The sequence below is a fragment of the Citrobacter gillenii genome, from assembly GCF_013337685.1.
Taxonomy (GTDB): domain Bacteria; phylum Pseudomonadota; class Gammaproteobacteria; order Enterobacterales; family Enterobacteriaceae; genus Citrobacter; species Citrobacter gillenii.
On sequence record NZ_SUQN01000006.1, the window covers coordinates 155,650 to 174,701 of the forward strand.

At 52.1% G+C, this 19,052-nt stretch carries 18 protein-coding genes; 8 read left to right on the forward strand and 10 right to left on the reverse strand.

Annotation, left to right across the window (positions count from 1 at the left end; genetic code table 11):
* Position 1 precedes the first annotated feature (1 nt).
* The 3 genes from hybO to FCH32_RS15215 all read right to left on the reverse strand — a co-directional run bounded on the left by hybO (position 2) and on the right by FCH32_RS15215 (position 3,322).
* The gene (hybO, locus tag FCH32_RS15205; RefSeq protein WP_096755676.1) at positions 2–1,120 is read right to left on the reverse strand and encodes a hydrogenase 2 small subunit; all 1,119 of its coding nucleotides are present in this window, start codon (positions 1,118–1,120) and stop codon (positions 2–4) included.
* 188 nt (positions 1,121–1,308) lie between these two features.
* Complete coding sequence (locus FCH32_RS15210) at positions 1,309–1,596, reverse strand: DUF2623 family protein (RefSeq protein WP_096755675.1); 288 nt, start codon at positions 1,594–1,596, stop codon at positions 1,309–1,311.
* 85 nt (positions 1,597–1,681) lie between these two features.
* A complete protein-coding gene (locus FCH32_RS15215) occupies positions 1,682–3,322 on the reverse strand; it encodes a methyl-accepting chemotaxis protein (RefSeq protein WP_117342764.1) in 1,641 nt (546 codons plus the stop codon).
* A 381-nt stretch (positions 3,323–3,703) separates the two neighbouring features.
* On the opposite strand from FCH32_RS15215, the gene FCH32_RS15220 reads away from it, so the two are divergent.
* Entirely contained in the window at positions 3,704–4,744 is a 1,041-nt protein-coding gene (locus FCH32_RS15220; protein WP_135911406.1) for an aldo/keto reductase, read from the forward strand.
* A 55-nt stretch (positions 4,745–4,799) separates the two neighbouring features.
* Here the strand turns inward: FCH32_RS15220 and FCH32_RS15225 are convergent, their stop codons facing one another.
* Positions 4,800–5,294, reverse strand: a complete 495-nt coding sequence (locus tag FCH32_RS15225; RefSeq protein WP_115257490.1) for a TIGR00645 family protein — start codon at positions 5,292–5,294, stop codon at positions 4,800–4,802.
* A 70-nt stretch (positions 5,295–5,364) separates the two neighbouring features.
* Positions 5,365–5,868: an ESA_00282 family adhesion-associated protein gene (locus FCH32_RS15230; protein ID WP_174361161.1), complete on the reverse strand. Its 504-nt coding sequence runs from the start codon at positions 5,866–5,868 to the stop codon at positions 5,365–5,367.
* Positions 5,869–5,973: 105 nt separating this feature from the next.
* Between FCH32_RS15230 and FCH32_RS15235 the strand changes: the two genes are divergently transcribed.
* Entirely contained in the window at positions 5,974–6,378 is a 405-nt protein-coding gene (locus FCH32_RS15235; protein WP_174361233.1) for a hypothetical protein, read from the forward strand.
* A gap of 1 nt (position 6,379) precedes the next feature.
* Complete coding sequence (locus FCH32_RS15240; protein WP_115257487.1) at positions 6,380–6,787, forward strand: cytoplasmic protein; 408 nt, start codon at positions 6,380–6,382, stop codon at positions 6,785–6,787.
* Between the two features lie 63 nt (positions 6,788–6,850).
* Here the strand turns inward: FCH32_RS15240 and exbD are convergent, their stop codons facing one another.
* Together exbD and exbB are read right to left on the reverse strand one after the other, a co-directional pair.
* Entirely contained in the window at positions 6,851–7,276 is a 426-nt protein-coding gene (exbD, locus tag FCH32_RS15245) for a TonB system transport protein ExbD (protein WP_174361162.1), read from the reverse strand.
* 6 nt (positions 7,277–7,282) lie between these two features.
* Positions 7,283–8,017, reverse strand: coding sequence for a tol-pal system-associated acyl-CoA thioesterase (exbB, locus tag FCH32_RS15250; RefSeq protein WP_096755669.1), 735 nt, complete (start codon positions 8,015–8,017; stop codon positions 7,283–7,285).
* Positions 8,018–8,267: 250 nt separating this feature from the next.
* Between exbB and metC the strand changes: the two genes are divergently transcribed.
* Both metC and yghB read left to right on the forward strand, forming a co-directional pair.
* Positions 8,268–9,455, forward strand: a complete 1,188-nt coding sequence (metC, locus tag FCH32_RS15255; RefSeq protein ID WP_174361163.1) for a cystathionine beta-lyase — start codon at positions 8,268–8,270, stop codon at positions 9,453–9,455.
* A 131-nt stretch (positions 9,456–9,586) separates the two neighbouring features.
* Positions 9,587–10,246: a DedA family general envelope maintenance protein YghB gene (gene yghB, locus FCH32_RS15260; RefSeq protein WP_115257486.1), complete on the forward strand. Its 660-nt coding sequence runs from the start codon at positions 9,587–9,589 to the stop codon at positions 10,244–10,246.
* An 80-nt stretch (positions 10,247–10,326) separates the two neighbouring features.
* On the opposite strand, the gene FCH32_RS15265 is transcribed toward yghB, so the two are convergent.
* Positions 10,327–11,226: an AraC family transcriptional regulator gene (locus tag FCH32_RS15265; RefSeq protein ID WP_135953045.1), complete on the reverse strand. Its 900-nt coding sequence runs from the start codon at positions 11,224–11,226 to the stop codon at positions 10,327–10,329.
* 194 nt (positions 11,227–11,420) lie between these two features.
* Between FCH32_RS15265 and yqhD the strand changes: the two genes are divergently transcribed.
* The 3 genes from yqhD (at position 11,421) to FCH32_RS15280 (ending at position 15,277) form a co-directional block, all read left to right on the forward strand.
* Positions 11,421–12,584 (forward strand): alcohol dehydrogenase, encoded by a 1,164-nt coding sequence (gene yqhD / locus FCH32_RS15270; protein ID WP_137399267.1) that lies wholly within the window; start codon positions 11,421–11,423, stop codon positions 12,582–12,584.
* Between the two features lie 222 nt (positions 12,585–12,806).
* Positions 12,807–13,634: a 2,5-didehydrogluconate reductase DkgA gene (gene dkgA, locus FCH32_RS15275; RefSeq protein WP_096755664.1), complete on the forward strand. Its 828-nt coding sequence runs from the start codon at positions 12,807–12,809 to the stop codon at positions 13,632–13,634.
* 182 nt (positions 13,635–13,816) lie between these two features.
* Positions 13,817–15,277, forward strand: coding sequence for a DASS family sodium-coupled anion symporter (locus FCH32_RS15280; protein ID WP_170973022.1), 1,461 nt, complete (start codon positions 13,817–13,819; stop codon positions 15,275–15,277).
* Between the two features lie 86 nt (positions 15,278–15,363).
* Here FCH32_RS15280 and FCH32_RS15285 read toward each other — a convergent pair whose 3' ends face one another.
* Together FCH32_RS15285 and FCH32_RS15290 are read right to left on the reverse strand one after the other, a co-directional pair.
* Positions 15,364–17,535, reverse strand: a complete 2,172-nt coding sequence (locus tag FCH32_RS15285; RefSeq protein ID WP_174361164.1) for a YgiQ family radical SAM protein — start codon at positions 17,533–17,535, stop codon at positions 15,364–15,366.
* Positions 17,536–17,626: 91 nt separating this feature from the next.
* Entirely contained in the window at positions 17,627–19,018 is a 1,392-nt protein-coding gene (locus tag FCH32_RS15290; RefSeq protein WP_174361165.1) for a hypothetical protein, read from the reverse strand.
* Positions 19,019–19,052: the final 34 nt, after the last annotated feature.

The window sequence follows — 19,052 nt, forward strand, 5'->3', positions numbered from 1 at the left end:
GTTATTCTCCCCGTGAGTCAGCGTTATCTTTCTTTTGCTGACGTCCCAGTTCACGTACCGCCATCACGCTGACGCCGGCCACCAGTCCTACTACGCCACCCAGCAGCCCAATAGCCCCAGCAGAAATGTTGCCACCTTCTTTCAGGTTGACATCCGGCTTCTCTGAACGCGGAGTTTGGTTTTCCACAGAAGCGAGTTGGTGAATGCCTTTATGGAAACCGACGCCTTCTTCGTTACAGCCGTAGCAAGGGTGACCGATCGCCACTGGCCACACGCCGCCAACATCACAGAACTGTAACGTTGAGCAGTTGCCGTAGGTTTCTGGCCCTTTACAGCCCAGATGGTAGAGGCACCAGCCTTCACGATGGCCTTCATCGCCGAACTCTTTAGCAAAACGACCCGCATCAAAGTGCGGACGACGCTCGCAGTGTTCGTGGATCAGACGACCGTAGGCAAACGTTGGACGGTTTTTCGCATCCAGCTTCGGTGGCTTACCGTAGGTGATGATGTGTGCGACCGTTGCGAGGAAGTTATGCGGGTTCGGCGGACAGCCTGGGATATTGATGATGGTTTTGCCTGGCAGGACTTCCTGCAAGCCAACTGCCCCCGTTGGGTTAACGCCTGCGGCAGCAACACCACCCCATGCGGCACATGAGCCGATAGCAATGATCGCCGCAGCGCCTTCGGCCGCCTTGCGGATATGATCCACAATAGGCTCACCGGCAACCATGCAGTAAACACCGTTATCTTTCAGTGGGATAGAACCATCTACGACCAGAACATACTGCCCTTTGTACTTCTCCAGAGCGTTATGTTTGTTCTCTTCGACCTGGTGGCCGAAGGCGGCGGAAAGCACCTCATGGTATTCCAGAGAGATCGTCTCCAGGACGAGGTTTTCCACGGTAGGGTGTGTCGCACGAAGTAGCGATTCAGTACAGCCCGTACACTCCTGAGCACCTATCCAGATAACCGGCGGGCGCTGAGGGCGGGATACTGATTCCGCCATTTCTGCGGCGGCTTTGCTACTGAGCCCCATGGTAGCGGCCAATGCTGCACAAAGCTTCATGAAATCACGGCGATTGATGCCGTTCGAATTGATGAGAGAGTTATCTCCAGTCATTTTATTGTTATTCCGTTGCGAAGACCTGGCTTTTATTTTGCACCATTCGCATGTTGCTTATTGCGATCGGCGCGCCATTACCACACTTTTTATATGGTTATGTGCGTTATAATACTTCGGCAGGGCAACAAAACGAAGGTGTAGGTCAATAGTGTAATTAATTAAAGCAAGATAATACCCCTTTCGGATCAAGCTTCGAGCCGATAACCGGCCATGAAAAAGCGAATTGTTGTACTGGACTGGTTCTCCTTGAAGAAATCCATCACCATTTCTTTATCCAGCCCGTAGCGGCGCGTGAGGATCCCCGCCTCCCACGCACTCAGTTGCCGATCGCCCGTTCGTTCAAACATCCGATGTGAAAAGCCCAGCACAAAGCCACGCTTATAGTCAGCACAAAAATTCGCCACCGTTCGCGCGCTATCTGCACTTGAGGCGTTTAATCCTGCCATCAGGCCTTTTCCAAAATGGTTATCCATGCATTACCTCCAATCGCTATATAATAAATTATATAGCGATTTTTTAAGCAAAGGCCAGAGGTATCACGCACTTTTTTGTGCCAGATTAAAAGGCCACCCATTCATCCGGTTTAGATGCTTTAGGCGCAGCGCTTTCTTCGGTGGGTAAAACGGTGTTGGTTGGTGCATGCTGCACGTCACTTGCGGAAAGCCGGAACTGCTGAACGGCACGCTGCAGGTCTTCGGTTTGTCGCTCCAACGCCACTGCCGCCGCCGATACCTGCTCCACCAGCGCGGCGTTTTGTTGGGTCACGCTGTCCATTTGTGTGATCGCGACGCTCACCTGTGAGATGCCTTTATTCTGCTCTTCAGAGGCGGAGGCAATTTGTTTCATAATTGCCGTCACTTCGGTTGCTCCGCGCAGAATAGCGTCCATCGTCAAGCCGGTCTCCTTGACCAGACGCGCGCCCTGATCGACACGGCGCGCCGACTCGCCAATCAACGTCTCAATCTCTTTCGCCGCGCCTGCGCTGCGGCTGGCAAGATTTCGCACCTCACCGGCAACCACCGCAAAACCACGGCCCTGTTCGCCCGCTCGGGCCGCTTCGACGGCGGCGTTGAGCGCCAGGATGTTGGTCTGGAATGCGATGCTGTTAATAACTGAGGTAATTTCGGCGATCTGCTTAGAACTGGCAGCAATCCCGTCCATGGTATCCACTACCTGCGAAACCAGCGTGCTGCCTTTGCCCGCCGTTTCTGATGCCGTATCGGCAAGCTGGCTGGCCTCGCGCGCATTCTCAGCATTCAGTTTCACCGTGGCGGTGAGTTGCTCCATGCTGGCGGCGGTCTCTTCCAGCGCTGCGGCCTGCTCTTCCGTACGCGAAGAAAGATCGTTATTGCCGCTGGAAATCTCCGTCGCGCCGCGCCAGATGTTGTCACTGCCTGACCGAATCGTACTGACGGCTTCACGCAGGCTGTCCTGCATCGCACTGAGTAAAGGCACCAGTTGCCCTACGCAATTACGACCAAATTCTTCAATCGGATGGCTAAGGTCGCCGTGGGCAATCTGGCGGAACTGCTGGCGAATGCGTGCCAGCGGCTTCACCATCATTGCCACAAGATAGCGGTCGGTAAAGATAAGAATGGCAATACCGAGGATAACGGCGGTGATAATCAAGGTGCGGATAATCGATGTTTTACCGTCGACCATAATGCGCGTCGCATCCAGTCGCTTACCGGCGGCGGTATTAAACCGCTCGGCGCTGGCACCAAAATCGCGGCTTAGCGCCGGTGTAACGGTGCTGGCATGCTCTGACCATGCGGTAAGCGATCCCTGCTGCGCCAGTTGCATCTGCGGGATCACACCTTTCTCCAGCAGCGCTTGCCACGTCGTCAGCACCGCGGTGGCAATTTCCGCATCCATCGGCCCCGGCGACAGCGTTTTCATCTGCTCAAGTTTTTTACGCATGCCATCCAGAGATTGCTGAGCCGGACCAAAGTCAGGCGTTCCGCCGCCGATTTTGACATCCACAGCTCGGCTTAGCCGCGTGACAAAGCGAAAGTACTGATCGTTCCCCTGACTAAGAACCGTCATCTGCTGTACGAGATGACGATCAATCTCATTGCCTTCTGATATTTTAGATAACGAATGGAGGCTAAATAACCCCACGCCCGACCAGAGCAGGCAAAATAGTCCCAGTATTGCCAGCATGACAATACGAATAGTGAAGTTTTGCAGCAAACGCATAATAGTTTCCTTGCCGTAGATGAGGATTTTCGCCATCAGGCGAGACTTATCCTTGTTATCGGCAGGTCACGAAGAAGATATAATGCGTTGTTTATTTTTTTACTTTTTTAAGCACATCGACTCTTCCTGTTCCTCCCCGTTATATCGATATGAAGGCTAATAAAACCAGCAATTATTATTACCTGGGGAATCAAGTCCATACGTTAATTAAGTGCGTACCTATCTGGCCCGACGCCTGAGGGTTACTTTCAACACGAAACACAACTCTCAGTTTTTCATCTCAATGTGACCTGGTGAACGGGATAATCATCGTGAAACAGCTAGAATAGAAACGTCGTTTCGAAATTCACCTGCACGATTAACCTGCACTAAGGAGATCTCATGGCCTGGTTTGCCAACCCTGAACGTTATGAGCAAATGCTCTATCGCTACTGTGGTCGCAGCGGTTTGCGCTTGCCTGCACTGTCGCTGGGTTTATGGCACAGTTTTGGACACGTCCAAGCACTGGATTCACAGCGTGCCCTGCTGCGTAAAGCATTTGATTTAGGCATCACGCATTTCGATTTAGCCAATAACTACGGGCCGCCGCCGGGCAGCGCTGAAGAAAACTTCGGCCGATTATTGCGTGAGGATTTCGCGCAGTACCGTGACGAATTAATCATCTCTACCAAGGCTGGCTACGACATGTGGCCGGGACCGTACGGTTCTGGCGGCTCGCGTAAGTATCTGCTTGCCAGCCTCGACCAGAGCCTGACACGCATGGGCCTCGATTACGTCGACATTTTCTATTCTCACCGCGTTGACGAAAGCACGCCAATGGAAGAGACCGCTGCGGCGCTGGCTCACGCCGTGCAAAGTGGCAAAGCGTTGTATGTTGGTATTTCATCTTATTCCCCGGAGCGCACGCAAATAATGGCCGACCTGCTGCGGGAATGGAAAATTCCGCTGCTGATCCACCAACCGTCCTACAACCTGCTTAATCGCTGGGTCGACAGCAGTGGCCTGCTGGATACGCTGGACACAAACGGTATTGGTTGCATCGCCTTTACCCCGCTGGCTCAGGGGTTGCTGACGGGGAAATACCTGAACGGTATTCCAGAAGGTTCGCGTATGCAGCGTGAAGGGAAAAAAGCCCGTGGCCTGACGGAAAATATGCTGACGGAAGAAAATCTTAACAGCCTGCGGTTGCTGAACGAGATGGCGCAACGGCGTGGACAGTCGATGGCGCAAATGGCATTGAGCTGGTTACTCAAAGATAACCGCGTGACGTCAGTGTTAATTGGCGCCAGCCGTCCCGAGCAGTTAGAAGAAAACGTTCAGGCGTTGAATAACCTGGCATTCAGCGCTGAAGAACTGGCGCAGATAGATAAGCACGTCACCGACGGCAAGCTCAATCTGTGGCAGGCCTCATCAGATAAATAATCGTCTAAACAGTATGCCGGGGGGGCGGTAAAATTGCCGACCCGGCCGTACTGATTTAGTGATTGTGGCGCGTCAGTCGATCCAGATACCCCATCACAAAGGCTGAGAGCACAAAGGTCAGGTGGATAATGACGTACCACATCAGCTTGTTATCAGGGACATTTTTAGCATCCATAAAAATACGCAATAAATGGATGGAAGAAATGGCCACGATAGACGCCGCAACCTTATTCTTCAGTGACGTGGCATCCATCTTACCCAGCCAGCTCAGCTTCTCTTTGCCTTCAGTAATATCCAGTTGTGAGACAAAATTCTCGTAGCCGGAGAACATCACCATGACCAGCAACCCACCGACCAGGGTCATATCGACCAGCGACAGTAGTACCAGAATGAGATCGGCTTCTGCCATCGAAAAGATATTGGGCAGAACGTGAAAGATCTCCTGAAAGAATTTCAGCGCCAGGGCAACCAAAGCAAGAGAAAGGCCAAAATACACGGGAGCAAGCAGCCAGCGGGACGCGTACATTGCGTTTTCCAGAAAACGTTCCATATGATCCTGTCTTGTAACTAAACCGGGCAGTAGTATATCGCAATTGTGCAACATCGAAACAACATACGCCTCAAATCTCTTCGGCATTGATGGGCGGGCGCTGGAGCTCTGGCCACACCAGTGCGACGAGTGCAGGATAGGCTTCCAGGCTGAACTCCCTGAAACATTGACGCAAATTGAGCACATCTAAATCGGCGTGCGGGACTTTCTCTCCGCTCAGGCAGCGTTTTTTGATGTTGTCGTAATATTTGTAGACCGCTGAATTGAGATCGCTGCAGCGCCGCTGTGCATCAAATAGCCCTGGCGTTTCATTTAACTCCACCATGGTCATACGCTTTATTGTCGAGTGGATAAAATCAATATATTCATGATTGACCCGCCAATACCATACCGGCGTAATCGAATTCATCAATGCTGAGAAATGATCTTCCCCCTCTTCTTTGCTAAGCGTTTCCAGTTTGGGATAAGAGGTAAGTTCCTCATTCGATCGATTTTTATTTGCACCGCGCATCAGCACAAGAACCCCGCCGGTAAGCAATAGCAGGGTAATAACAGAATAAAATATACTGTTCATATACAGGCTCCATTTTTTTTGATTTTAAAATTACCCCATGCTATTGTCAACGCAGCCTGTCTTATTAAAAAAACTTACCTCACTGGCAGTAAAGGATATTTCAACATGCTTCCCGAGCATCTTGTTCCCTCTCGTTTTCATTTATCTACATCCCCAACCAATACTGATACCGTAGAAAATAGTGAAAATTTGACTCAGGGAAAGACAACCTTAAGCGAGTTTGAAGCGGATATTTTAATTAGCGCCACCGCTAACGGTCAGACCCGTAACATGTTATTTGAAGAATGTGACCGCCATTTAAAAGAGCGACTGTTTCGCGCAGCAAAAATCGAATCATTCACCCGTCTGCTTAATTCACTGCAAGCAGAAGGTGACATTAACGCACAAGAATTAAGTAAAATTTTGGCAAAAAACACTGCGTTAATAAATGAGCAAGGCAATAAAATTTGGCTTAATTTACTGACTCGCGAAACCAGCGATCCGATTTTTTATTCTCTGGAAGAGAAATAAAATGAAAGATGTTGAGGATAACAACGTTTATTTGGCTTTAGACAACCATAAAAGTGACGAATTTGTCTTAAAGCAGAATCTGGATATCTTAATTGCCAATAAAAATGCCACGCTGGAGAGCGTGGCTCAGGAAATGGTATCAATACCCGCAGCCCTGGTACGCATGAAGTGGCAAAACCGCCGGGAAATCTATGCTCTGCAAGCCAAAGAAGAGATCTACGGTGCCACCATTGAAGCCATTATTGCCCAACAGCCGGCGCTGCGGGACAAAATCATGGCCCGTCTGGAAAGCGCGTACCAGCATTTACTCGCGCGAGAAACGGCGACATTGCGCCTGACGCGTAAGCTATCTGAAGGGAGTTATGCCGCGACCAGAGTCACTACCGTCGCGCTGGACGAAAAGAAATGAGGGGATGGAGGAAGCCGAAAGAGGAGGCCGGGTAAGGCGAAACCCTTCACCCGGCAACAGAGATTACTTCGCTTTCACGGTCTCTTCACCAACCAAACCAATCTTCAGGAAACCTGCCTGATGCAGCGTATCCATCACTTTCATCATGGTTTCATAGTCGACAGTTTTATCAGCCCGGAAGAAGATAGTGGTGTCTTTCTTGCCTTCTGTCAGCGTGTTTAGCGCGTTAATCATGGTATCATCGGTCACCTGATCGTTGCCGATAAACATCGTATTATCCGCTTTCACTGACAGGTAAACCGGTTTTTCAGGACGCGGTTGCGGCGTACTGGTCGAAGCCGGTAGATTCACCTTCACATCCACCGTTGCCAGCGGCGCGGCCACCATAAAAATGATCAACAACACCAACATAACATCGATAAACGGCGTGACGTTGATGTCGTGCATTTCACCGTTATCGTCCAGGTTTTCATTAAAACTCATTGCCATGGAACATTATCCTACACGTAATTTCTGCGCAGCGCGTACCGGATGCGCCGCAGCGCTTGCACTCAGGTCAAGATCGCGACTTTGCAATAACAGCACCTGTGCCGCAACATCACCCAGCATGGCTTTGTAGCTGCCAATCTGACGGGCGAAGATGTTGTAGATAACAACAGCAGGAATAGCGGCAACCAAACCAATCGCGGTGGCTAACAGCGCTTCTGCAATCCCCGGCGCAACCACGGCCAGGTTCGTCGTTTGCGTTTGTGCAATACCGATGAAGCTATTCATGATGCCCCATACTGTACCGAACAGACCCACAAAGGGAGAGATAGCCCCAATGGTCGCCAGGTATCCATTACCCCGCCCCATATGACGCCCTACAGCTGCAACGCGACGTTCCAGGCGGAACCCGGTACGCTCTTTAATCCCTTCGTTGTCATCGCTGCCTTCTGACAGTTCCAGCTCGTTCTGCGCTTCGTTAATTAACATTGCGCCCAGGCTTTTGGCATCGAATCCAGCGGCAATCTCACTTGCCTGGTCTAAAGAGCGGGCATCTGCCAGCAGTTGCTGTTCGCGCTTAAGACGACGCTTCTGCGTAAAGAACTCAAGGCTCTTACTGAAGAAGATAGCCCAGGTGACCACGGACGCCAAAATTAGCCCAATCATCACGCACTTAACCACGATATCGGCGTGCTGATACATACCCCAGACGGAAAGGTCCGTCTGCATCAAATTATTACCCACTCTGTATCTCCAGGACGCAAATCACAAAATCTGAGCGTAATGATATCAAAAAGACGTCGAATTGATAGTCGTTCTCATTACTATTTACATAGTGCCGCACCTTTGGTTTCTTTTCCTTGCGCTTACGCAGTAAAAAAGTCAGCAGACACATTTTGGGACTATTTTCTACTTTATGGCCCTTCTGCAGGATGCGTCGCCGAAGATCCATGCTAGTTTAGACATCCAGACGTATAAAAACAGGTAACCCAACATGGTAGACAAGCATCTTGAGACCAAACTCGTTCAGGCAGGACGCAGTAAAAAGTACACGCAGGGTTCCGTCAACAGCGTGATCCAACGCGCCTCTTCACTGGTATTCGAATCCGTTGAGGCTAAAAAACAGGCCACCCACAACCGCGCTAACGGCGCACTTTTTTACGGACGTCGCGGCACGCTGACGCATTTCTCCCTGCAGGAAGCCATGTGCGAGCTGGAAGGCGGCGCGGGTTGCGCCCTGTTTCCCTGCGGCGCCGCAGCCGTTGCCAACTCGATTTTGGCCTTTGTTGAACACGGCGACCACGTGCTAATGACCAACACAGCCTATGAGCCGAGCCAGGATTTTTGTACGAAAATCCTCGGCAAGCTCGGCGTAACCACCGGCTGGTTCGATCCGTTAGTCGGTGCCGATATTGTGAAGCACATTCAGCCGAACACCAAAGTGGTATTTCTGGAATCTCCCGGCTCCGTCACTATGGAAGTGCATGATGTTCCGGCGATTGTCGCTGCCGTCAGAAGCGTAGCGCCGGACGCCATCATTATGATCGATAACACCTGGGCTGCCGGGGTGCTGTTCAACGCGCTGGATTTTGGAATCGACATCTCAATTCAGGCGGGCACCAAATACCTGATTGGCCATTCCGATGCAATGGTCGGTACGGCGGTATCAAATGCCCGCTGCTGGGACCAACTGCGCGAAAACGCCTATTTAATGGGGCAAATGCTGGATGCCGATACCGCCTATATGACCAGCCGCGGACTGCGGACTCTGGGCGTTCGTCTGCGCCAGCATCACGAAAGCAGCCTGAAGGTTGCCGAATGGCTGGCCGATCATCCGCAGGTCGCCCGCGTCAACCACCCCGCGCTTCCCGGCAGCAAAGGGCACGAATTCTGGAAACGTGATTTTACCGGCAGCAGCGGTCTGTTCTCGTTTGTGTTGAATAAGAAGCTGAACAATGACGAGCTATCAGCGTATTTGGATCACTTTACGCTGTTCAGCATGGCCTACTCCTGGGGCGGGTTTGAATCACTGATTCTGGCCAATCAACCCGAACACATTGCCGCCATCCGTCCTGAAGGCAACGTGGACTTCAGCGGAACGCTCATCCGTTTACACATCGGTTTAGAAAATGTTGACGATCTGATTGCGGATTTAGCCGCCGGATTCGCCCGAATCGAGTAACATTGCCGCAGTTGGACATATATGCAGACACTTCTGGTGGAAAAGTCTGCAATTGTTGCGTCCGGGATCAAGGCATCCCGGACAATTCAGGAGTACAATCCACTCATAAATGCTGTTCCACAGGAAAGTCCATGGTAGTCATTCAAGATATTATCTCCGCGCTCTGGCAACACGATTTTGCCGCGCTGGCAGATCCGCACGTTGTGAGTGTGGTGTACTTCGTCATGTTTGCCACGTTGTTTTTAGAAAATGGTCTGCTGCCTGCTTCCTTTTTACCCGGAGACAGCCTGCTGTTACTGGCCGGAGCGCTGATCGCGCAGGACGTGATGAGCTTTCTCCCGACAATTGCTATTCTGACTGCCGCAGCCAGTCTGGGCTGTTGGCTGAGCTATATTCAAGGGCGCTGGTTGGGCAATACGCGGACGGTGAAAAGCTGGCTGGCGCAATTACCTGAAAAATATCATCAGCGTGCCACCTGTATGTTTGACCAACACGGTCTGATGGCGCTGCTCGCGGGACGTTTCCTGGCATTTGTTCGCACCCTGCTGCCAACAATGGCGGGGATTTCAGGTCTGCCTAACCGCCGGTTTCAGTTCTTTAACTGGCTGAGCGGCCTGCTGTGGGTCACCGTGGTCACCAGCTTTGGCTATGCTCTCAGCATGATCCCATTCGTTAAACGCCATGAAGATCAGGTGATGACCTTTCTGATGATCCTACCCATCGCGCTGTTAACTGCTGGTCTGCTAGGTACCTTGTTCGTGGTGATTAAAAAAAAATGCTGTAGCGCCTGAGTCGTCATCGTTGGCCGGGTAAAATCACCCGGCATTTTCGCCTGATGGCGCTTTGCTAATCAGGCCAACGGGGAACATCATTAACTTCCCTGCATCGTCCGAATTCTTGCCGCATCCTCCCCCGGCGTTACGCCAAAGTACCGTTTAAACTCGCGGCTAAACTGCGACGCGCTCTCATAGCCAACCCGCATTGCTGCCGCGCTGGCCTTCATGCCGTCGTGAATGATCATCATCCGAGCCTTATGCAGGCGATAACTCTTCAGATACTGCAGCGGTGAAGTGCTGGTCACCGATTTAAAATTATGATGAAACGCCGACACGCTCATGTTGGCTTCTGCCGCCAGTTGCTCAACGTTGAGGTTCTCGGTGTACTTGTTTTCGATGCGCTTCAGCACGCGACTGATCAAACTGAAATGCGTCTGACGACTGACCAACGCAAGCAGCGCGCCACCGCGTGGACCGGTCAGCACATGGTACAAAATCTCACGGATGATCTGTTTTCCCAGAATTCGCGCGTCCAGCGGTCGCTCCATCACATCCAGCAAACGCTCGGCCGCGCAAAGAATCTCATCAGAAAGCGTGGCCGAGTTTATTCCGCTCGCCGCCATTGCAGGCTGGAACAGTTCATCTTCGCCAATGTCCATCAGGAGTTCCTGCAATTGCAGGATATCGACATTCAGCCGCAGACCGGCCAGTGGAATCTCCGGTGTCGCATACGTTTCACATTCAAAGGGTAAAGGTACGGTGAGCAGCAGGTATTCGTTGGCGTCATAACGAAATACACGCTCATTGATGTAACCAATTTTATGACCAGAGAAGAGAAATATAATGCCAGGTTCATACATCACAGGGGTGCGCAGCCCAGGCTCCATGCCATACAGTAAACGCACATCAGGCAGCAATTTATTGAGTTTATTTTCATTATTTTTCAGCTGCTTAATTTTTTCCGTCAGCAGAAGGCAGACATCATCACGGTTCATAGAGCGCCCTTTCGTCATCGAATTGTAACGTCCACAGTGTGCGTATTTTTATCCGTTTTCTCCAGTAGTCTGTAGAAATAGGCAAGACATTGGCAGAAATGAGCATTGAGAGGAATGCGTCTGACGACCACAATGTTCACCATCAGGCAGACACTCACCTGCCCTCTTTTTTTACCCACACAAGGTAACGAGCAATGAATAACTTTAACCTCCATACCCCAACCCGCATTTTGTTCGGTAAAGGCGCTATCGCTGAACTGCGCGATCAAATCCCTCAGGATGCTCGCGTGCTGATTACCTACGGCGGCGGCAGCGTGAAAAAAACCGGCGTACTGGCACAGGTTCAGGATGCCCTGAAAGGTCTGGATGTACTGGAGTTTGGCGGTATTGAGCCGAACCCGTCTTATGAAACGCTGATGAATGCGGTCAACATCGTGCGTGATGAGAAGGTGACATTCCTGCTGGCCGTCGGCGGCGGCTCTGTTCTCGATGGCACTAAATTCATCGCCGCAGCGGCCCATTACGCTGAAGGTGTAGATCCGTGGCGCATCCTGGAAACTCACGGCAACGACGTAAAAAGCGCCATCCCGATGGGCTCCGTTTTGACCCTGCCGGCAACCGGCTCTGAATCAAACTCCGGCGCGGTAATTTCCCGCAAAACCACCGGCGATAAGCTGGCCTTTATGACACCGTTTGTGCAGCCGGTCTTTGCCGTGCTGGATCCGGTTTACACCTACACTCTGCCGCCGCGTCAAGTCGCAAACGGCGTAGTGGACGCGTTTGTTCACACCGTAGAGCAATACGTAACATACCCGGTCAACGGCAAAATACAGGACCGCTTTGCCGAAGGTATTTTGCTCACATTGATAGAAGAGGGCCCGAAAGCGTTGCAGGAGCCAGAAAACTACGATGTCCGCGCCAACGTCATGTGGGCAGCGACCCAGGCGCTGAACGGCCTGATTGGCGCAGGCGTACCGCAGGATTGGGCTACCCATATGCTCGGTCACGAACTGACCGCGATGCACGGTCTCGATCACGCACAAACACTGGCCATCGTTCTGCCGGCACTGTGGAATGAAAAACGCGACACTAAGCGCGCCAAACTGCTGCAATACGCGGAGCGCGTCTGGAATATCACCGAAGGGAGTGATGACCAGCGTATCGATGCCGCCATTGCCGCGACGCGTCAATTCTTCGAGAAGATGGGCGTCCCAACCCGCATGTCCGACTACGGTCTGGATGGCAGTTCCATCCCGGCGTTGCTGGAAAAACTGGCAGCGCACGGTGGGACGAAACTGGGCGAACATCAGGACATTACGCTGGACGTCAGCCGCCGCATTTACGAAGCGGCACGCTAGGTTTTTTGACCTCTGACTTTCGTTTTTGGGTATTTATACCAGGCTTAAGTCACACAAACCTCACCGGGGCTGCTCCGGTGAACTCAATTTACACCCAATCATTCATGATGCATCGAGGCGGCAATTGAGTGAATCCCCGGGAGCGTACATAAGTACGTGACCGGGGTAAACGCAAGCAGCCAACAAAGAGGCAGCCTGAAGGATTCAGTGTAGGGGGGAATTATGACCAGTCCGACCATTATCAAGCTACAGGATGGTAACGTCATGCCTCAACTGGGCCTGGGGGTCTGGAAGGCAAGTAATGAGGAAGTCATCTCCGCGATCCATAAAGCGCTGGAAGTCGGTTATCGCTCTATTGATACCGCTGCCGCGTATAAAAATGAAGACGGTGTCGGTAAAGCATTACGCGACTGCGGCGTGCCCCGGGAGGAGTTATTCATCACCACTAAACTGTGGAATGACGACCAGAAACGTCCCCGAGAAGCGTTGCTCGAAAGCATGGAGAAACTCCAGCTCGATTACCTCGATCTTTACCTCATGCACTGGCCCGTCCCGGCAATCGACCATTACGTTGAAGCATGGGAAAACATGATCGACCTGCAAAAACAGGGACTCATTAAAAGCATTGGCGTGTGCAACTTCCAGATCAACCATCTCCAGCGCCTGATGGATGAAACGGGCGTTGCGCCAGTGATTAACCAAATCGAGCTGCACCCGCTTTTACAGCAGCGGCAGCTTCATGCCTGGAACGCCACGCATAAAATCCAGACTGAATCCTGGAGCCCGCTGGCACAAGGCGGCAAAGATGTGTTCGATCAAAAGATAGTTCGCGATCTCGCCGAAAAATACGGTAAATCACCGGCACAAATTGTCATTCGCTGGCATCTGGATAGCGGCCTGGTGGTGATCCCTAAATCAGTCACTCCTGCGCGTATCGCGGAGAACTTTGATGTCTGGGACTTCCGCCTGGACAAAGATGAACTAGGCGAAATGGCCAAACTCGACCAGGGCAAACGTCTGGGGCCGGACCCGGACCAGTTCGGCGGCTAATCCCTTCTCTCCAGCCCGGCATCCCAGTCGGGCTCTTCCTGCATGGAAATATCAAGAAACAATTCACTTACATTTATTGATGTATTTATTTCAGCCGCTGGAGCAGCATTGCGCCACATAACCTACTAATTATTCACTAAATATATTCATACGGTGAATATATTCACCATGTATATAGGTGCATGACCGTGGCTGAAAAAAAAGCGCAGGGAGTTAAATGGCTCCCATTAATTCTAATAATTTTGATTTCAGCCGGGCTCTGGCAACTTACCCCACCAACGGGGTTAAGCGCTTCCGCCTGGCATTCGGCAATTATTTTCGTGGCCACTATCGCCTCTATCGTGGCAAAAGTTCTGCCCATTGGCGCAGTCGGTATTATTGGCATAACCGTCTTTGCCCTCGCCTATGCCGCCGGGGATAAAACCGCCAGCGGTGCGATTACCACCGCTCTGAGCGAACTGAACAGTTCACTCATCTGGCTGATCGTCGTTGCCTTTATGATTGCCCGCGGGTTTATCAAAACCGGCCTTGGTCGACGTATCGCCCTGCAGATGATCCGCCTGCTCGGCAAGCGCACGCTCGGACTTGCCTACGGCCTGGCGTTTGCCGATCTGATCCTCTCTCCGGCGATGCCCAGCAATACGGCACGCTGCGGCGGCGTCATCTATCCGATTGCCGACTCACTGGCGCGCAGTTTTCATTCCAATCCGGAAGATGAATCGCGCAGCAAAATCGGCACCTTCCTCATTACCTGCATTGGCAACGTCAACGACGTCACCGCCGCACTGTTTATGACCGGCTATACCGGTAACCTACTGGCAGTAAAACTGGCGGCCAACGCCGGGGTCACGCTAACCTGGGGAAGCTGGTTTATGGCGGCGCTGCTGCCTTGCATGGTGTCTTTGCTGTTGGTTCCGCTGCTGGTGTACTGGCTGGTGCGTCCGGAAATTAAACACACGCCGGATGCCCCGAACCTGGCCCGTCAGGAACTGGCGGAAATGGGCAGCATGTCACGCGGTGAGTGGTTGATGCTGGGTACCGTTGGCGTCCTGCTGGTGCTGTGGATTTTTGGCGATACGCTAGGCGTCGATGCCACCACCGCGTCGTTCGTTGGACTCTCAATTTTACTGCTCAGCGGTGTGCTGAGCTGGGAAGACGTCAAAAGCGAAAAAGGTGCATGGGACACGCTGATTTGGTTTGCCGCACTGCTGATGATGGCAAACCAATTGAAGAAGCTCGGTTTCACCACCTGGTTTGGTAATCTGATTGGCGATAGCCTCAGCAGTACCATGCATGGCACCAGTTGGGTGGTCGTCCTGCTGCTGCTTAACGCCGCCTACTTCTACACCCACTACTTTTTTGCGAGCGGAAATGCGCAGATCGCCGCATTGTACGCGGTATTCCTTGGCGTCGGCCTGCATCTGAATATCCCGGCAGCCCCGACCGCGTTGATGCTGGCTTTCACCAGCAGCCTGTACTGCTCTCTCACCCAGTACACACATGCGCGTGGTCCGATCCTGTTTGGTGCGGGGTATGTGCCGACGGGCGTCTGGTGGCGAACAGGGTTTATCGTCAGCCTGTTTAACCAGGCAGTCTTTATTACCGTAGGTCTGATGTGGTGGAAGGTGTTGGGGCTGTACTAAAACAGATTTGCCGGATGGCGGTGCAAACACCTCATCCGGCTTTCAAAGCAGTGGCCCAGTAAGCAGAGCGCTACCGGGCTTCAGGATTAACGCCCTGCTACTTTGCCACGCTTTTTATTCGCGGCGGGCGTCTGGCGCTGGTGTGCAACAGGTGTGTGCTTGGTCAGTGCCGGGCGGGTATGACGATTCTGGCGACGCGCTTCACGCATTTCTTCCAGCGTAGGCGACGGAACCAGACATTCACGACGACCGCCAATCAGGTGCTTTTTACCCATATCTTCCAGCGCCTGACGGATTAACGGCCAGTTAACCGGATCGTGGTAACGCAGCAGCGCTTTATGTAAACGACGCTGCTTATCGCCTTTCGGCACCACCACATCTTCACTCTTATAGCCAATTTTACCCAGCGGGTTTTTCCCGGTGTAATACATGGTTGTCGAGTTCGCCAGCGGTGATGGGTAGAAGTTCTGTACCTGATCAAGGCGGAAACGACGCTGCTTCAACCACAACGCCAGATTCACCATATCTTCGTCACGCGTACCCGGGTGCGCAGAGATAAAGTAAGGGATCAGATACTGCTCTTTACCGGCCTGCTTCGAGTAGGTGTCGAACAGCTCTTTAAAGCGGTCGTAGCTACCCATGCCCGGCTTCATCATCTTCGACAGCGGACCTTCTTCGGTATGTTCCGGTGCAATCTTCAGATAGCCACCAACGTGGTGGGTCGCCAGCTCTTTGATGTAGCGCGGATCTTCCACGGCGATGTCGTAGCGCACGCCGGACGCAATCAAAATCTTTTTGATGCCTTTCAAATCACGCGCGCGACGATAGAGGTTAATCGTCGGTTCGTGGTTGGTGTCCATATGCGGGCAGATGTCCGGATAAACGCACGACAGACGACGGCAGGTCTGTTCCGCACGTGGCGACTTACAGCGCAGCATGTACATGTTGGCCGTTGGGCCACCCAGATCGGAAATCACGCCGGTGAAGCCCGGTACGGTATCGCGAATCGCCTCGATCTCGTTGATGATCGAATCTTCAGAACGGCTCTGGATGATGCGTCCTTCATGCTCGGTGATCGAACAGAAAGAACAGCCGCCAAAGCAGCCGCGCATAATGTTGATGGAAAAACGGATCATCTCGTAGGCCGGAATACGGCTGTTGCCATATGCCGGGTGCGGGACACGTTTATACGGCAGCGCGAAGACGCTATCCATCTCTTCGGTCGACAGCGGGATCGCCGGAGGGTTAACCCAAATGTAGCGGTCGCCGTGTTTTTGCATCAGGGCGCGCGCGCAGCCAGGGTTGGTTTCGTGGTGCAGAATACGTGAGGCGTGAGCGTACAACACTTTGTCGCCTTTCACCTTCTCATAAGACGGCAGCAGCACGTAGGTTTTTTCCCACGGCTTCGGACGCGCAGGCTGAACGGTCACCGCTTTGGCTTCCTGCTTTTTAGGCGCTACTGGCTTGTTATCTGCACACGGTAAATCTTCACCGTACGGATGCGGGATAGGGTCAATTTTCCCCGGCATATCCAGACGCGTGGAATCCACACCGCTCCAGCCGGGCAGCGCTTCTTTAACCATAATCGCGGTGTTACGCACGTCGCGGATTTGGTCGATGGTTTCACCCATCGCCAGGCGGTGCGCAACCTCAACCAGCGGACGTTCACCGTTGCCGAACATCAGCATATCCGCTTTGGAATCCACCAGCACCGAGCGGCGCACGGTATCAGACCAGTAATCGTAATGCGCGGTACGACGCAGGCTGGCTTCAATACCACCAAGGATCACCGGCACGTCTTTCCATGCTTCACGACAACGTTGGGTATAAACCAGCGTGGCGCGGTCCGGGCGCTTACCGGCGACGTTGTCCGGCGTATAGGCATCATCATGGCGCAGGCGACGATCGGCAGTATAGCGGTTGATCATCGAGTCCATGTTACCGGCGGTTACGCCGAAGAACAGATTCGGTTTACCCAGACGCATAAAGTCGTCTTTACTGTTCCAGTCCGGCTGGGCGATAATCCCGACGCGAAAACCCTGGGCTTCCAGCATACGGCCACAAATGGCCATACCGAAACTCGGGTGATCAACATAGGCATCACCGGTAACCAGAATAATGTCGCAGCTATCCCAGCCAAGTTGGTCCATCTCTTCTCGCGACATTGGCAGAAACGGCGCGGGGCCAAAACAGGCGGCCCAGTACTGCGGCCAGGAGAAAAGGTCTCTGTCCGGTTGGATCAGGGATATTGCGCTCATAATGCTTCCAAAAATGGTAAAAAAATAATCAAAGGCCGGGGATTATAAGCCGGAACGCAATAGAGATCGAAAGATTATGAGTGCTTAGCCATTATTTTTCCGCACCGCAAACTTCGTCTATTCGCGTTTTGCCATCAAAAATAGAAGACTCGCCAATATACTGCCTAAATGCATCGCGAAGTTCCGTACAAGAAATCCCTCCTGCATGTAGCGCGCTCACTACCTGCGATCCCTTATCTTCAGTGTAAAAACCGTGCGCCAGTTGGTTATTAGAGTACGGCGCCTTACGCTCCAGTATGTCGCGCATAACAAGGGTAAGGACTTGCGGATCTCCATTACTGTAGCCCCTCGCACGATCGATGGCCTCTTCCAGCACCGTATTGTTCCCATCGCGGTCGTCAAAATCCGTCCATTGTACGACGTCTTTGTCCAGAATGGACTGAATCACCGGACGCGGCGCATACTCCACCAAATACTTCCAGAGCGGGTCGCGATAGTCGGAGTCGGTTTCCGCCTTCAGGATAGCGGGCGTAGCGGCAATATCATCCGCGATCGTGACATCTCCTGACAACGCTCTGGCCTGGAGCTGGTACATCCGCTTCATCGGTTGACGGTGATCCCACAGAAACTGCGTCAGTTCAGCATCGCCTTCTTTGAGTATCCTGCGGTAAACCTCATCATTTAATAATGATGGCATGTGGCGTAATAAGACCGTTGCCATTGCAAAATAGCGCTGTTTTTGTTCGGTCGTTGGAATAGTAGAAAAATAAACGTTATTGCTTAATGGGTTATCCTTCATCAGCGCTTCCCGGTTGCGAGCAGCCTGTTCGGAATCACCTGACAATAATTCACTGAAAACCTTCAGCGCGGTCTTATTCTGGCTATTAACCACCTGGGTCAGTGGCGATACATAAGGGTAGCCCGCGTTATCAAAAGGATTAGCCCCACTGGCGATTAAAATCCTGAACGTTGACTCCGGCATATCTTGTTTATATGCCGAATAAGAAAGCATTTTCTGACGGAAAGCGGGATCGCTTAACTGGTTTTTAAAGCTATCACTGGCCTGATGCAGCGTATAGAGTTGATTAATGTCTCGCGCGCGCTGGAAATCTACATAAAGCTGCGGCTCCAGTTGATTCTGACATACGATAAAAATGGCTATGGCGACAAGATGGCCGCCAACCGAAGAACCGAGCAGTGTTTTTCCTTTGTACAGCAACCAAAAAGCCAATGTTCCAGCAAGTATCGCAGGGGAAACGATCAAAAGAATACGCGAGTTTAATTCGTCGCCATAATAAGCAAAAACGCCCCACAGCGATAGCAAAGCTACGCACTGTGGTAATACCAGCCATAGCAGGATATGACGACTGGTGAGATTTTTAAAACTGGAGCAAATCAACACCAAAATAGCGATACCTGCTATTACAGGCATCGCCATCATCAAAAAAAATACAATAAGGTCATACCAGGTAAAACTAATCATCGTTGCATCCTTTGCAATAAAACGAATCCATGCG